The sequence below is a fragment of the Pilosibacter fragilis genome, assembly GCF_032490495.1.
Lineage (GTDB): Bacteria > Bacillota > Clostridia > Lachnospirales > Lachnospiraceae > Pilosibacter > Pilosibacter fragilis.
Window position 1 is genome coordinate 145,267 of the sequence record NZ_JAVYJB010000010.1, and the last position, 15,082, is coordinate 160,348.

Sequence of the window (15,082 nt, forward strand, 5' to 3'; positions counted from 1 at the left end):
CACACCGCTGCCCCAATCCCTCATTCCTTTCATTTTTCTCTCTGTCCCCCCTTTTTCTTTAGAAAATCTTTTCGATCCGACCTTTTTCCTGCATTTTTATGGATTTCTACCAAATTTTCTTAATTGATTTCCAATTTTTTTCTCATAATAAATTGTTCATATTTCCATAATTATATGTTATACTAGACAAGTTCGCGCTATGCGGACAAATACAATTTTATATCAAAGGAAGGTTTCTTATGGAAAACACCAAGAAAATCGACTGGTACACCCTGGCCTTCATGGCATTCTCCACGGTTTGGGGATTCGGAAACGTGCTGAATGGCTTCGTTTACTTCAACGGAGTACAGGTAATCTTCAGCTGGGTTCTGATGTTCGCACTCTATTTCGTGCCGTATGCCCTGATGGTAGGTGAGCTCGGCTCCGCCTTCAAACAGTCCGGCGGCGGCGTAAGCTCCTGGATCCACGAAACAATCGGCCCGAAATGCGCTTATTACGCAGGCTGGACTTACTGGGCTTGCCATGTAACTTACATTGCAAGTAAAGGCAGCGGCGGATTAAAGGCATTAAGCTGGATGGTATTCCAGAATGGCTCCACTTACGACACATTCCCGACGATCGCGGTGCAGATGGCAACACTCGCGGTGTTCCTGTTCTTCTGCTGGGTTGCAAGCCGCGGCTTAAACCCGTTAAAGAAGTTAGCTACTATCGCCGGTACCAGTATGTTCGTAATGTCTATCCTGTTCATCTTAATGATGTTCGCAGCTCCGGCAATCAACCCGAACGGCGGTTTCGTTTCTGCTGATTACAGCATCAAAGGTCTGATCCCGCAGTTTAACGTGAACTACTTCACATCCCTCTCCATCCTTGTATTCGCCGTAGGCGGATGTGAGAAGATCTCCCCTTATGTAAATAAGGTAAAAGATCCGTCCAAGGGATTCCCGAAGGGTATGATCATGTTAGCCGTTATGGTTATGGTCTGCGCGATCCTCGGAAGTATCGCAATGGGTATGATGTTTGATCCGGCTGTCATCAACGAGAGTCAGGACAGCTTTAAGTCCTATGTTTCCAACGGCGCTTACTGGTCCTTCCAGAAGCTCGGTGAGTACTACCATGTCGGCAATCTCCTGCTCGTTATCTACGCAGCATGCAACGCCATTGGTCAGTTCTCCACACTTGTATTAAGTATCGACGCTCCGCTCCGTATGCTTCTTGACAACGAGGATGCAAGACAGTTCGTCCCGTCCGGTCTCTTAAAGAAGAACGAGCACGGCGCATACATCAACGGTATCAAGATGGTTATCTGCTTATCCGGAAGTATCATCCTGATCCAGTCCTTCGTACCGGGCGCAGCAGCCGTACTGACTCAGTTAAACAAACTGAACTCCGTAACCATGCCGCTTCGTTACTTATGGGTATTCGCAGCATATATTGCTCTCAGAAAATCCCTCAATAAGTTCAACCCGGAATACAAATTCACAAAGAACCAGACCGTTGCTCTCGTTGCCGGTGGCTGGTGCTTCTTCGTAACAGCTGCATGCTGTCTCCTCGGAATGTACGTGGAAGGTGATATCGCTTCCACAGCATTAAATGTAATCACACCGATCGTGCTCACAGCCCTCGGTCTGATCTTACCGGAGATCAAAAAGCGGGAAGTTGCAAAGGCGGAATAATTTATTTCGGTAATAAAAAGACTCAGGAATTCATTTTCCTGGGTCTTTTTTCATTCCAACATTCTATATTTCTGCCTTACTCCTTCAAAAAAACTAAGACTCTGGAATTCTGATCATATACATCAGAACTCCAGAGTCTTTTCTATACGCATTTTAAGCTTTTCTTCACACTTCCTCGATCCGATGCAACTCCCACACTCTCACATTCACCGGTTCCACGGCGCCGCCGCAGTATGGGCAGACCCGATCACCAAGACCTGCAATCGGGGCACCGCAGTGGGGACAGCTGACGCCGATGGCGGTCTCTCCGGCGCGTATCTTTGTGATATCCTGGATGTAGACCAGCTCCAAATTGAAGCGGTGCTGTTCCTTTTCCCTCTCCACATTTTTCTTTTTATTCGGGGTCTTTAAAGTATGCAGATACTCCACTGAGGACTGGATCCTGATCCGGCATTTTCCCGGATCTTTGTCGTATCTGGATATCTCCGTCTGATGGACATGGATGGCATCAAATTCCTCCCGGATCTCCTTCTCTTCCATCTCCTCGATCTTCAGCCGTACCTGATCCTTTAAGGACACAGACACCTTTCCGAGGTAAGAGAGATCCCGGTGCTCCAGCGCCTCCAGATAGCCCTTTAACTGATTCTCACACCTCTGCTTCCACTCCGGCCAGTGAAACTCCGGGAAATCCTTCTCGATCCGCGGAAGCTCCACCCTCGTCATTCCGGACACCGACTTCGGTGTATCGTCCTCCAGCGCTTCCTGGCGCTTCAGCCCTTCGATCAGACTCGAGGTTCCGAAAAATTCCCGCGAAATCTGCCGGATCTTAAACATCACAAAAAAGAGAGCTCCGATCAGACCCAGCCCAGTCACGATCGCGACGATGAGGATCGCGTTTCCTGCTGTCATATCGTTTCCTCCTGCTGTAAGGAATCCTCCAAACGGACCCCTTTCGTTATCGTGGTTTCACCATGTATTTTCAACTGCTGACCACATAGACAAAACAGGGCGACCAGCCGGAGTTCTACTCCAACCGCCGCCCCAGGATCATCCATTATTTATTTAAATAATCGATCGCAGTCTGTGCTAACAGGGAAGAACCTCTCCAGAGGATATCCTCGTCCACATCGAAACGGCTGTTATGCAGCGGCCATACCGGATCCTGCTCCGGTTTTGCGGTGCCGAGCCATACAAATGCGCCCTTCTTCTCTTTCAGATAGAAGGAGAAGTCCTCCGCCGGCATAGCCGGGAGTTTTACATCCACAACATCATCTTTGCCGAAGAGCTTGATTGCTGTATTGCGGATCAGCTCAGCGTCCTCCTCATGATTTACAAGTGCCGGATAGCCATGACCATAGTTGATATCAGCAGTTGCGCCGGACTGTAAGCAGAGACCATCGAGAGTCTTTCTCATAGAATCCTCGATCATCGCGCGGGTGTCCTCATTTAATGTACGAACGGTTCCGTCCAGTGTACAGTCACCTGCGATAATGTTGTATCTTGTTCCTGCGTTAAAAATACCGAATGTCACAACAGCATTGTCAAGCGGATCAACTTTTCTGCTGACGATGGTCTGTGCGGCCATAACGAACTGGGAACCGAGAACAACAGCGTCAATACCCTGATTCGGTTTTGCGCCATGGGCAGTCTTACCATGGATATTGATCGTAAAGTGGTCTGTTGCAGCCATTAACGGACCTGCCTTCACCCCGATCTTGCCGTGCGGAAGATCCGGCCATACATGAAGACCGAATACAGCTTCCACATCATCCATATATCCGGAATGGAGCATTCCTCTGGATCCGCCAACCGGAGACATCTCCTCCGCAGGCTGGAAGATCAGTTTCACCGTTCCGGCGATCTCTTCTCTTCTCTCGCAGAGAAGCATTGCAGCACCAAGAAGACCCGTCATGTGGTTGTCATGTCCGCAGGCATGCATAACACCGTCATTCTGGGACTTATAAGGAACCTCATTCATCTCCTGGATCTGTAATGCGTCCATATCCGCACGGAGAGCAACGACTTTACCCGGTTTCTTTCCCTTGATAACTCCGACTACACCGTATCCGCCGACATTTTCATATACTTCGTCGCATCCCATCTCCTTCAGATACTCTGCTACCTTCTTTCCGGTTCTTTCCTCATGCTGGGAAACCTCCGGGTGCATGTGAAAATCTCTTCTGATTTCAGATAATTTCGGCATGAAAGCCTTTGCTGACTCCGTAATTGTGCCCATTTTTATGTCCTCCTTATTTTTGAAGTCTTAATGAAAAGAACCCGGCGACAATCCGTCTCCGGGTTCTTCTGAGTTCTCTGAATTATAAACCAAGAGCCTCTTTAACTTTAGCAACGATATGAACACCGATGTCCTTAGAAGCATCTACAGACTGAGCGCCGATGTGCGGGGATACGATGAAGTTATCGCACTCGAACAGCGGGCTTGCGAATGTATCATTACCTGTTAAGCCGCTGCCTGCAAGCTCGTTCTCCATAACGTCTGCTGCGTAGCCGCCGATTCTGCCCTCTTTCAGAGCTTCATACATATCAGCCTCGTTTACGATACCGCCACGGCTCATGTTAAGAACAACAGCGCCGTCTTTCATCTCAGCGATGGATTTCTTATTGAAGAGATTCTTTGTCTCCGGTGTCAGCGGTACATGGATAGAGATGAAATCAGCAACCTTGATCAGCTCGTCGATAGAAGCCTTTGTTGCGCACTGCTGCTTAAATACGTCGTCCGGAAGGAACGGATCGTAAGCAACGATGTTCATCTTGAATGCACGGCCAAGCTCGCCTACACGCTGACCGATACGGCCGAATCCCATGATACCAAGAGTCTTTCCTCTTAACTCACGTCCTTCGAATTTGTACTTATCCCACTCATGGTTATATTTTACATCGTAGTTTGCTGTAAAGGTTCCACGGGAGATATCTAACATCTTGGAGATTGTTAACTCTGCTACTGCGTTTGCATTTAAGCCCGGTGCGTTGAATACCTGAATTCCTTTGGATTTCGCATATTCCATATCGATATGGTTTAAACCAACGGAGCAAACGCCGATAACCTTTAAGTTCTTAGCTGCGTCGAGGATCTCTTTGTCGATCTTCGGGTCTACACGCATGATCAGGACATCAACATCACCGATCTCAGCGATAAGCTGCTCTTTGCTGGACGGAAGATTGTCAGCTGTTTTAACATTCATGCATTTGCTGAGTTCCTCAGCGATACCACCCCATACTTTATCAATGATAAGGCAATTCATAATAAAATTCTCCTTTCAAGAAATGAAATTATTCCCCAAACCCTCAGTGAACAGGAATTACCCTGCTCTCATTATATTTTACAAAACCAAACTAATTTTGTAAAGCATTTTCGCGAATATGTTTTATTTTCTTAATAGCCGTCATGCCGTCAACGCCCTCTCGCAGACGCCAACAACTTAAAAGGGATGCCGTCGGACACACTCCCCGACAGCATCCCCAATATTCAGAACCTAATGCTCTTTATGCAGTTTTCGCAAATCGGAAGCTGTCATATTTGAGACTCGCTTCAAACTACCAAGCGATACCCTGAGCCATCATAGCATCTGCAACCTTCTGGAAGCCAACCATGTTAGCACCTGCAACCAGGTTGTAGCCAAGGCCATACTTCTCAGCGCACTCAGCAGAACCATCATGGATCTCTGTCATGATCTGATGAAGCTTATCATCAACTTCCTTAGCTGTCCAGGAGATTCTCTCGCTGTTCTGGCTCATCTCGAGAGCGGATACAAGAACACCACCAGCGTTAACAGCCTTAGACGGAGCAACAACCATGTTCTTCTGATCCATTAAGAATCTAAGAGCTTCGTTTGTTGTCGGCATGTTAGCAACTTCGATGTAGTACTTGATGTTGTTAGCAACGATTCTCTTAGCCTGTGTAAGGTCTACATCGTTCTGTGTAGCACACGGCATGATGATATCAACTTTCTCGCCCCACGGCTTGTCTCCAGCTACGAACTTGCAGCCGAACTTATCAGCGTAGTCCTGAACTTTGTTACGTCCAGAAGCTCTCATCTCAAGCATGAAGTCGAATTTCTCTTTTGTTGTAATTCCGTCCGGATCGTAGATGTATCCATCCGGGCCAGAAAGTGTAACAGCCTTAGCACCTAACTCAGCTAATTTCTGTACAACGCCCCAAGCTACGTTACCGAAACCAGCAACTGCAACTGTCTTACCCTCTAATGTGTCATGCTCATGTTTCATAACAGACTCAAGGTAGTAAACAGCACCGAAACCTGTAGCTTCCGGACGAATTAAGGAACCACCGAAGGAACGAGCCTTACCTGTTAATACGCCGTTCTCGTAAGCACCTCTGAGTTTTCTGTACTGACCGAACAGATAACCGATCTCACGTCCGCCAACACCAAGGTCACCAGCCGGAACATCGACATCCGGACCAATGTGACGATATAACTCTGTCATGAATGCCTGGCAGAATCTCATAACTTCTCTATCGCTCTTGCCGTTCGGATCGAAGTCGGAACCACCCTTAGCGCCGCCGATCGGAAGTGTTGTTAAGCTGTCTTTGAATGTCTGCTCGAAACCTAAGAATTTCATGATGGAAAGGTTTACGCTCGGTGCGAATCTTAAACCTCCCTTGTACGGTCCAATTGCTCCGTTGAACTGTACACGGTAACCTGTATTTACATGAATGTTTCCGTTGTCATCCTCCCACGGAACACGGAACTCGATAACTCTCTCCGGGATTACCATTCTCTCAAGAAGGGCAACCTTCTCATACTCCGGATGTGCATCTACAACCGGACCTAAGGAAGATAATACTTCTTCTACAGTCTGGCAGAACTCCGGCTCGTTAGCATATTTAGTCTTTACGTCCTCAATTACCCTCTCAACATACTTGCTCATCTCGCAAATACCTCCTTAAATGTTGGTTCTTAAACCCCTGTGCCATTTTGCACCAATAAAAGACTTTTCCCTGCTCATGAACCCCAAATCAAGTCCTTAATTGGATCTCCGAGAAAGCTTTTGTATCTTTTGTATATATAGTTTAAATATCATATATAATACGTTGTTTTTCACTATGTATACAGGATTTCTCGCTGTATCTCGCGATTTGGAAGCTTTCGCATTTCCCTCAATACAAATCTTACAAATCTCTTGATTTATTTGGGACTCATTTTGCTTACGTCCTTTATTTGTCTTTATTCTAACATACCCTTTTGACTTTGTCAACAATCTGTGGTACGATTCTTATAAAAGCTGATTTATCGACATGCCTGTCATTAATAGCATGTCCTTATATAAAAAAGGGAGGTTCGGCCATGATCAGCATCAGTATCATAAGTCCTTTAAAATCAATGGCTGTCATCGATAAAGCGATCGAACACAACGACTTTGGATGTGTATTTCACAGGTACGTTTACGAAAATCTGGAAGAAATTAAAGACATATACGAACAGTGTAAGGACATCTCCGATGTGCTGTTTTTCTCCGGGGAACTTGGTTACTCCTATATTCTGACCCATGTGGATGATCTGAAGGTCCCATGTACCTTTATCTCCTATACTGAAAAGACTCTGCTGTCCATCCTGTTAAATTTTGTAATCCATTACCCGGATGTTCCGCTAAACAGACTCTATATTGATTTTCTGACTCCGGTAAATGATTTTATGAATTTAAAGAAATATCTGGATCCGGAACATATGCCTTACTGCTTTGAAAATCCTGTCTATAACTATGAAACCTTAAAAGAGCGGGCTGTGGAGCTCTGGGAAAGTAAAAAGATCGACATGATGTTCACGCGGACCACAAACCAGCTGGAGGTTCTCAACAAGCTTCAGATCCCCTATATCCACTTTCTCCCCACGGAGGAGATGGTCCGCGATTCCATCCGGCACGCAATCAATTCTATCCGCTTAAAACAGAAGAACCAGCTCAACAAGCTCGTGATCCTCATAAAGCTTGTCTATCCGGATAATATCTCCTCACAGGACCGGGAATATCTGGAGATCACCCTTCACAAATATCTTCTTGATTTTCGAAAAGAGTACGCGTACGATTTCTCACTTCACGCAGTCTCCAACCGGTTTGAGCTGGATCTCGACAGTGATCTCTACAAGAGCAGCTTCAGCCGTATCCAGGATCTCATCGCTTTTCTGGATCAGAAAGGCGATCTGGAATTCCGTCTCGGCGCCGGATTCGGAAAATCTCTCGGTGAGAGTCATTATCAGGCAGATCTTGCCCTGCAGGAGGCTGTCAAATACGGAAAGAATGACGGTTTTGTCATCTCCGGCGAGGACAATGCCCTCACCGGCCCGCTCTCTCTTACGAGATCCTTAAATTACAGCTATTCCAACACAAAAGCGCTGGACTATTCCCAGAGCAATGGGATCAATGAGAGCAATCTCTTAAAGATCGTCGGTCTCTTTCAGATGGATAAGGACACGATCATGACAGCCGCCTCCCTGTCCCAGTGGCTCAACATCACGAGCCGCAGCTGCAACCGTATTTTACAGCAGCTTCTGGATTCCAATTTAATAGAAGAGATCGAATCCCAGAAGCAGGAAGGCAAAGGACGGCCGACGAGACAGTACCGGTTCTGCAAGAACAACTTTATACGGACATTCTTCTAGGCTATTATAAAAGACCACTCTCCGCCACATTTCATGCGGGGTACGGTCTTTTGTATCACCTGTAAGAGTATGTCAAAGTACATTTTTGCGCTGAAGTGGTCACTCGTGATGATCGGCAGCTTCTTTCAGACATATAGCACCATAAAAAACGCCGCCGGGACTGCATCCTTTCCCGGCGGCATCTTTTATGTTTATGTCAGAACATTCTTATTTAAATAGTAACTATTCAGTACCTTCATAGTTACACGCAAAAATCCATTCCAGATCAGCTTCGCTGATGGGATTTTTGCCCTCCAGCCTATGTTTTCTTACGGTCAGCGCAGCAAGTGCGCAGACCTACTGAACAGTTACTTTAAATATATCTTATGCTAATGCAGCAAGCTCTTTTCCAAGTGCCTTGCAGTTCTCAAGAGCCTCATCATCCGGAATTTCCTGGCAGATAACACCCTCGCCGCCTACAACCGTAGCGCCAGCAGCTTTCATTCTGTCTTCCCAGTCTCTCATCCACTGACCGTCTCCCCAGCCGTAGGAACCGAACAGACCGATCTTCTTGCCGGATGCAAATGCCTCAACCTCAGTTACAAACGGCTCCATCTCGCCTTCCTCAAGAACCTCAGCTCCCATTGCCGGGCATCCAAGTGCGAATGCGGATGCTGCCTGTAAATCATCCATAGATACGGAAGAGATGTCTGTAACAACAGCTTCCTTACCTGCTTCTGTGATTCCCTCGCCGATGGCTGCAGCCATAGCAGCTGTATTTCCTGTCTGAGACCAGTATGCAACAATAACCTTATCCATTTTTTATTTCCTCCTGAAATTTGTTTTGCGGTAATCCGGACCTCGCCGTCCACCGCTTTTTTATTATTGGAACCGGCGGTACTTAGGATGCCGCCAGGATATCCCTGATTTCGTTTCCGTTTCCGGTCATGGAGATCACATAATCTCTCGCCCGGTCATATGCCTCAAATGTCTTTAACGCATCTTCCAGGTTTCCATACACTTTCCAATATCCGGAATATAGAAAATCTCTGCCGCCCTTCTTAATGAATCCCTCTACATCCACTGGCGGATACCCGAGAACAAGACCGATCTCATGGGGGAATCCCAGTTTTCCGTCCATGTGCTCCTGATAACCTTCCGCGATGCGGTCCAAAGTTTCCTCAAGACCTAGGTCCTCATATCCGAAGGACGCCATTAACCGTTTTACATCCTCCCGTTCCAGGTATGCCCTGAGTATTCCCGGACGGTAAAGCAGGATCGACAATCTGCCGCGGAATTCATAGAGAACCCGGCAGCATACCGGTGATCCTTCAAAAAGTTTGAACACTTCTTCTTTCTGATCTGCACGCACATTTAAAAGATTCGATAATTTGATGCCTGTGAGAAGCGGTGCACACTGTAAAACTACCTGCTTCTTCGTTCCATTGACCGGGAGCTTCTGTACTACCCCGAAGATCTCTTCGCTCATACGTCATACCGCCTTTCCATCATAATGATTCCGTGCCTTCCGGCCTGTGCTTTCTTACTGTCATCACAGTAAATGTGCAGGTCTGCCGGATTATTGCCTGTTTTCTCATCACATTATCCCACCGGCAGTTCCGGTTTATGCACTGTGCTTTTCAAGAATCTCAGCAAGCGCTGTGCCGCTGCTTGTATGACAGCGGACGATATCAGTACGGTTCTCATCCACCTCATCTAATACGCAGCGCACCATCTTGTGGGATACGGTGTTGGTAAACAGAATCAGAAGATCCGGTCTTCCGATCAGTTTATCAAGCCCTGTCTTCATCTGGGTAAAAACTTTCGCTTTATATTTATGATTTTCACAAATTTCTTTATACTGTCTGACCATACGGTCATGTCCGCCAATAATAACAACGCTCATGAATTTTTCCTCCTTTGCTCAAGGGTTAGATCCGCCTAACTGATGCTACTAGGTTAGCATAAACTAACTTCATTGTCAATATCTGTAATTGAGAGTTTTTCCCATTATATTAGTTGCAGCTAATTATTTTGTATAAGAATAACTCTCACCCCATTTACTGTTATTTTTTCTCAAAAGGAAGAATAGACTTTGACTCATTTCACGGATTATGCTATACTAAAATGAAGAATAACAAGGTTCCGTTTAACTGATAATGATCACGGACAATGTTATAACTTTCCGGCGTTTACAGGCTTGTGCTGAACTTATTGCACGGCTGTGTTTTTTTTATGACGGCTTTTCGTACATCAATGCGCTGAAAAGTTTCTAACCACGTTACACGATATATGGGGGTAATTACTTGAAAATCCAGGAATCTGCTGAAAACTATCTTGAGACTATTTTAATGTTAAGCGAAAAACAGCCGTATGTGCGTTCTATCGATATCGCAACTGAGCTCGGCTTCTCCAAACCCAGCGTCAGCGTCGCAATGAAGAATCTCCGGGTCAACAACCTGATCTTGGTAAATGACGAGGGACATATCACACTGACCGATGAAGGCCGCCGGATCGCGGAAACGATCTACGAGCGCCACACAGCCCTCTCCAAATGGCTGATGGACCTCGGTGTCAGCGAGCAGACCGCTCTCGACGACGCATGCCGGATCGAACACGATATCAGTGCGGAGAGCTTCGCTGCAATCAAAGAACATATCAAAAAATATTCTTCCGAAGAGAAAAATTAATGCATCTGGAACGATCTGCCAACAGTTTCAGCGTTATTATGATGATCCCTTGAAAATGTTGGGAACACATCTTTTGTGTTTCCAGCATTATTTTTATGTGCAGATCAGGCTGAATGTGCTGCATTTTTGGGAGACTCACGAAAGTCACCCGAGCAGGGCTTTTCATGCAAATATCCTTTCAGCACCTGCCGTGCACGGTCTTCTCTATGCCAGAAAAAAGCGCAGAGACCATGTACTATCTTTGTCCATGATCCTGCACTTTTCACATTTCAGATTTTGATTTCCGATCAATCTTTATAAGCAAATCCCACAAAGGACAGCTCACATCCACCTGCCACACGGCGGAAAATATTCACAACGGTACTCATCACGTCGGCAAACACATTGTCCTTCGTCTCAACTCTGACCTTGCCATCGACGATCTCTGCATCTTTAATCTCCGGGAGTTCCAGCACTTCCCGCATGATCTCTGATACTTCCTGTTCCGAAATTTTCTTTGAAAGCTGATAAAATCTTCCCATGATTCTGCTCCATTTCCCTCCCGGAGGAGTATTATTAAAGCGGCTGCATTCTTTTTCGTGACCGCATGTTAGTTATTTCTAACTGCTTTCATCATACTCTCTTTATAAGAAAATGGAATATCTTTATTGAGAATCTTTCCTATTAAGTAAAATTATTTTTCGTCCAACAAACAGAAAATATCAGTTCCTCGGGACCTCTATTTATTTCACCCACACACCACTGGCGTTCACCTTATATCCGTCCGGTGTCGTCGTGTTCGTCAGCATATACCCATCGGCGCCCATATAGTACCAGAGTCCGCTCACCGGCGACTGGAACCAGGCGTTTGTGAGGTATCCGCCGGACTTCTTGTCCACCCACCAGCCTTTGGAATTGCTCTTCCACTGGTAGAACGTGCCTTTGCTGTAGAGATACATATTGGAGAGAACGCCCGATGCGCAGACATTGTTGATCACGAATCTCTGTCTCCAGGTCTTTCCGTCGGAATCCTTCGCCTGGATCTCAAAAACGCCTGCCTGTCCGGTGTAGGAAGACTTTCCTTCGGATTTTCTCGCGTTCCAGTCCAGTGTATACTGAAGTGTTCCACCTTTTTTTATCGTTCCAAGAGACGCATTAAAATCCCTGATCGGATTTCCCATTCCGTCATATGCCTTCACGGTATATGTCGCGCTGGCAGCCGCCTCTGTAAACGTCACCACCGCGCCCTTCCGCACGATCGGCGCGTCTTCCGCCTCTTTCTTTCCCGATGTATTCGTCACAGTCACATTCGTCGTCCCCACGTAGGAGCTGTCCGCGCTCTCAACTCTCCAGGAAAATCCGGCAAAAGCCGTAATCTGGAAAGCCACCGCGAAGACGCATGCGAAAATAGCTGTCTTGATTGATTTTTTCATAGTGATTCACCTCTATACGATCCTTTTGTTTCCATTTTGTACTGACTTCTTTTTAAGCAGCACAGCTTCTGACCTCCATGGGTTCTTTTCCTTTCGAACACATTTTTCCTTTTTACGCATACATCTCATTATATCCTATCTTGTCCCGAAATGCAACGAATCCTCTCTTACACTTCTCTTATGAAAAAGCGGCAAAACACTGGCAAAATACATGGACATCCACACCTTTCCACATTGACATCCCCTCTCAGTATGCGATATAATTCTTATTAACTATCTTCAAAGATTTTAAAGGGCAAAATCATCATTTTTTTGCCCCCAGACATCTTTTAAACGCTTACTTGAGGGGGTATTTTAAGTTATTATGAATGGTGCAGAAGCTATGGTCAAATGCCTCGAGGAGGAGGGCGTAACCAGGATCTTCGGATATCCGGGTGTTGCGATTTCCCCATTCTATGAGGCCTTATATAATGCCGGAACCATCGAGCATGTCCTTGTCCGTCAGGAGCAGGCGGCCGGACACGCCGCAAGCGGCTATGCCCGCATCTCCAGAAAGGCCGCAGTCTGCGTCACATCTTCCGGTCCTGGCGCGACAAATCTGATCACGGCGCTGGCAACGGCCTACGCCGACAGTATTCCGTTAATCGCAATCACCGGGCAGGTAAACTCCAATCTCTTAGGACGTGACGTATTTCAGGAAGCAGATATGCGTGGTTCCACCGAATCCTTCGTAAAATACAGCTATCTTGTAAAGAGCGCCGACGATATTCCGCGCATCTTTAAGGAAGCTTTCTACATCGCTTCCACAGGAAGAAAAGGACCGGTCCTCATCGATATCCCGTGTGATGTCCAGATCGACCTCTTAAAGAAGTCCTTCGACTACACGTCCGAGGTCAATATCCGCGGATACAAGCCAAACACAAAGGGAAACAATCCGCAGATGCATAAAGTAGTTGCTGCGATCAATAAAGCGAAAAAGCCTCTGATCTGTGCCGGCGGCGGTGTGATCCTCGGAAACGGTGAGGAGTGTGTCCGCCAGTTCTGTGAGAAGAACAATATCCCGCTTGTAACAACGATGATGGGCATCGGCGTTATGCCGAAAAACCACCCGCTGTACTTCGGAATGCTGGGAAATAACGGAAAACCCTATGCAAACCGTGCCGTGGCAAACAGTGACCTTCTGATCATTGCCGGCGCGAGGATCGCCGACCGTGCCGTTCCCAAGCCGGAAAATCTGGAACAGCAGGTCAATATCATCCACATCGATATCGATACCGCCGAGATCGGCAAAAACCTCGGACCTACGATCCCGCTTGTCGGTGATATCAAGAGTATCTTCGACCGCCTGCTACAGGAGAATATTTCCATCGATACCACAAACTGGATCGAGACACTTCAGGATATCAAAAAAAGTACGGTAGACCACCGTGTCTTCAGTGATAAACTCGTAAATCCGATGCTTTTAGTCCAGCATCTCTCCGAGAAGATGGACGATGACGCGATCTATGTTGCAGATGTCGGACAGAACCAGCTCTGGTCTGCCGACAACTATGTGATGAAGAACGGCCGTTTCCTCACAAGCGGCGGTATGGGAACCATGGGCTACTCCATCCCGGCCGGAATCGGAGCGAAGATGTGTACGCCGGACAATCAGGTCGTTGTTGTCTGCGGTGACGGTTCCTTCCAGATGTCCATGTACGAACTTGGAACCATCGCAGTAAACAAGGTTCCGATAAAGATCCTTGTCATGAGAAACCACTATCTCGGTCTCGTCCGCGAGCATCAGGAAAAGACTTACGAGGAACATTATTTCGGTGTCCAGCTCTACGATTATCCGAAATATGCCAAAATCGCCGCTGCCTACGATATGGACTACTTCCACTGCGACAGCAACGAGACTCTCGACGCGGAACTCGACCGTTTCCTTGCCTGCGATAACGCCTGCATCATGGTCTGCGAAGTCGACAGCCACAACAACACAAAATAAGGAGAACGCAAGATGAAAGGTATTTTTTCTGTACTTGTAGAAAATAAAGACGGTGTTCTCTCCCAGATATCCGGTCTTTTCGCGAGAAGAGGCTTCAACATCGACAGTCTGGCCGTGGGCGAGACGGAACGCCATGATATTTCCAGCATGACCATCGTCTCCACCGGCGACCAGCGCACTGTCGATCAGATTGAGAAACACTTAAACAAGAAACTGGACGTGATCAAAGTCCGCCGTCTTGAGGAGACCCGCAGCGTCCTCTTGGAGATGATGCTCATCAAAGTCTCCTACTCCGCGACAAACCGCAGCTCATTGATCGAACTCTGCAGCGTCATGGGCGCCAAGATCGTTCACGTCTCCCCAAAGAGCATGGTCATCGAGTTTCATGCAGCTCCTGATGTGATCACAGATTTTATTGAACTTGTGAGAAGCTTTGGTATTCTGGAGCTTCAGCGGACGGGTACGATCTGTATGTCGAAAGACTGAGTATAAAAGACCTGAAATTGTTTGCCGTATATTTTTCGTCAAACATCTTCGGTCTTTTCTAAATCGAATCAAGTATCACAATAAACTTTGTTTATACTAAATTAACCTGTTGTGCTAGATAAAATAATATAAAGAAACTTCAACAAAATGTGCTATCCTATTTGTAGGCAATACAACGAAAGGAGGCATCATTATGTTGAAGTTCCAAAATAATAATACC

Annotated in this window: 14 protein-coding genes; 5 read left to right on the forward strand and 9 right to left on the reverse strand. The window is 46.6% G+C overall.

The annotated features are described in order from the left end of the window. Positions 1-239: 239 nt before the first annotated feature. Entirely contained in the window at positions 240-1,673 is a 1,434-nt protein-coding gene (locus tag ABCW45_RS11190) for an APC family permease (protein WP_343220855.1), read from the forward strand. A 165-nt stretch (positions 1,674-1,838) separates the two neighbouring features. Here ABCW45_RS11190 and ABCW45_RS11195 read toward each other — a convergent pair whose 3' ends face one another. From ABCW45_RS11195 to gdhA, 4 genes are all read right to left on the reverse strand, one after another. Then, a complete protein-coding gene (locus ABCW45_RS11195) occupies positions 1,839-2,582 on the reverse strand; it encodes a zinc ribbon domain-containing protein (protein WP_343220856.1) in 744 nt (247 codons plus the stop codon). A gap of 145 nt (positions 2,583-2,727) precedes the next feature. Beyond that, a complete protein-coding gene (locus ABCW45_RS11200) occupies positions 2,728-3,909 on the reverse strand; it encodes a M20 metallopeptidase family protein (protein ID WP_117485802.1) in 1,182 nt (393 codons plus the stop codon). An 82-nt stretch (positions 3,910-3,991) separates the two neighbouring features. Next, positions 3,992-4,936, reverse strand: coding sequence for a D-2-hydroxyacid dehydrogenase (locus ABCW45_RS11205; RefSeq protein WP_015555082.1), 945 nt, complete (start codon positions 4,934-4,936; stop codon positions 3,992-3,994). 292 nt (positions 4,937-5,228) lie between these two features. Continuing rightward, entirely contained in the window at positions 5,229-6,581 is a 1,353-nt protein-coding gene (gene gdhA, locus ABCW45_RS11210) for an NADP-specific glutamate dehydrogenase (RefSeq protein ID WP_117505228.1), read from the reverse strand. A 416-nt stretch (positions 6,582-6,997) separates the two neighbouring features. Between gdhA and ABCW45_RS11215 the strand changes: the two genes are divergently transcribed. Then, positions 6,998-8,308, forward strand: coding sequence for a hypothetical protein (locus ABCW45_RS11215; RefSeq protein ID WP_117471065.1), 1,311 nt, complete (start codon positions 6,998-7,000; stop codon positions 8,306-8,308). 363 nt (positions 8,309-8,671) lie between these two features. Here the strand turns inward: ABCW45_RS11215 and ABCW45_RS11220 are convergent, their stop codons facing one another. From ABCW45_RS11220 to ABCW45_RS11230, 3 genes are all read right to left on the reverse strand, one after another. Beyond that, positions 8,672-9,106, reverse strand: coding sequence for a flavodoxin (locus tag ABCW45_RS11220; RefSeq protein ID WP_343220857.1), 435 nt, complete (start codon positions 9,104-9,106; stop codon positions 8,672-8,674). Positions 9,107-9,188: 82 nt separating this feature from the next. Continuing rightward, positions 9,189-9,776, reverse strand: a complete 588-nt coding sequence (locus ABCW45_RS11225; RefSeq protein ID WP_343220858.1) for a DUF3793 family protein — start codon at positions 9,774-9,776, stop codon at positions 9,189-9,191. A gap of 135 nt (positions 9,777-9,911) precedes the next feature. After that, positions 9,912-10,193 carry a DUF2325 domain-containing protein gene (locus ABCW45_RS11230; RefSeq protein WP_015555087.1) on the reverse strand — a complete coding sequence of 94 codons (282 nt, stop codon included), beginning with the start codon at positions 10,191-10,193 and terminating at the stop codon, positions 9,912-9,914. A 400-nt stretch (positions 10,194-10,593) separates the two neighbouring features. Here ABCW45_RS11230 and ABCW45_RS11235 point away from each other — a divergent pair, with 400 nt between their 5' ends. Next, a complete protein-coding gene (locus tag ABCW45_RS11235; protein WP_117471063.1) occupies positions 10,594-10,977 on the forward strand; it encodes a metal-dependent transcriptional regulator in 384 nt (127 codons plus the stop codon). A gap of 287 nt (positions 10,978-11,264) precedes the next feature. On the opposite strand, the gene ABCW45_RS11240 is transcribed toward ABCW45_RS11235, so the two are convergent. Both ABCW45_RS11240 and ABCW45_RS11245 read right to left on the reverse strand, forming a co-directional pair. Further along, a complete protein-coding gene (locus ABCW45_RS11240; protein WP_117471062.1) occupies positions 11,265-11,498 on the reverse strand; it encodes a hypothetical protein in 234 nt (77 codons plus the stop codon). Between the two features lie 201 nt (positions 11,499-11,699). Continuing rightward, on the reverse strand, positions 11,700-12,389 hold the full coding sequence (locus ABCW45_RS11245; RefSeq protein ID WP_117566306.1) for a hypothetical protein: 690 nt from the start codon (positions 12,387-12,389) through the stop codon (positions 11,700-11,702). Positions 12,390-12,753: 364 nt separating this feature from the next. Between ABCW45_RS11245 and ilvB the strand changes: the two genes are divergently transcribed. Then, complete coding sequence (gene ilvB / locus ABCW45_RS11250; RefSeq protein ID WP_117566307.1) at positions 12,754-14,376, forward strand: biosynthetic-type acetolactate synthase large subunit; 1,623 nt, start codon at positions 12,754-12,756, stop codon at positions 14,374-14,376. Between the two features lie 12 nt (positions 14,377-14,388). Beyond that, positions 14,389-14,862 carry an acetolactate synthase small subunit gene (ilvN, locus tag ABCW45_RS11255; RefSeq protein WP_117505587.1) on the forward strand — a complete coding sequence of 158 codons (474 nt, stop codon included), beginning with the start codon at positions 14,389-14,391 and terminating at the stop codon, positions 14,860-14,862. Positions 14,863-15,082 lie beyond the last annotated feature (220 nt).

Coding starts and splice junctions, on each gene's coding strand:
- ABCW45_RS11230 (WP_015555087.1), bottom strand. CDS start 10,193: ATGAGCGTTGTTATTATTGGCGGACATGACCGTATGGTCAGACAGTAT.
- ABCW45_RS11200 (WP_117485802.1), bottom strand. CDS start 3,909: ATGGGCACAATTACGGAGTCAGCAAAGGCTTTCATGCCGAAATTATCT.
- ABCW45_RS11225 (WP_343220858.1), bottom strand. CDS start 9,776: ATGAGCGAAGAGATCTTCGGGGTAGTACAGAAGCTCCCGGTCAATGGA.
- ABCW45_RS11240 (WP_117471062.1), bottom strand. CDS start 11,498: ATGGGAAGATTTTATCAGCTTTCAAAGAAAATTTCGGAACAGGAAGTA.
- ilvN (WP_117505587.1), top strand. CDS start 14,389: ATGAAAGGTATTTTTTCTGTACTTGTAGAAAATAAAGACGGTGTTCTC.
- ABCW45_RS11205 (WP_015555082.1), bottom strand. CDS start 4,936: ATGAATTGCCTTATCATTGATAAAGTATGGGGTGGTATCGCTGAGGAA.
- ABCW45_RS11190 (WP_343220855.1), top strand. CDS start 240: ATGGAAAACACCAAGAAAATCGACTGGTACACCCTGGCCTTCATGGCA.
- ABCW45_RS11245 (WP_117566306.1), bottom strand. CDS start 12,389: ATGAAAAAATCAATCAAGACAGCTATTTTCGCATGCGTCTTCGCGGTG.
- ilvB (WP_117566307.1), top strand. CDS start 12,754: ATGAATGGTGCAGAAGCTATGGTCAAATGCCTCGAGGAGGAGGGCGTA.
- ABCW45_RS11220 (WP_343220857.1), bottom strand. CDS start 9,106: ATGGATAAGGTTATTGTTGCATACTGGTCTCAGACAGGAAATACAGCT.
- ABCW45_RS11215 (WP_117471065.1), top strand. CDS start 6,998: ATGATCAGCATCAGTATCATAAGTCCTTTAAAATCAATGGCTGTCATC.
- gdhA (WP_117505228.1), bottom strand. CDS start 6,581: ATGAGCAAGTATGTTGAGAGGGTAATTGAGGACGTAAAGACTAAATAT.
- ABCW45_RS11195 (WP_343220856.1), bottom strand. CDS start 2,582: ATGACAGCAGGAAACGCGATCCTCATCGTCGCGATCGTGACTGGGCTG.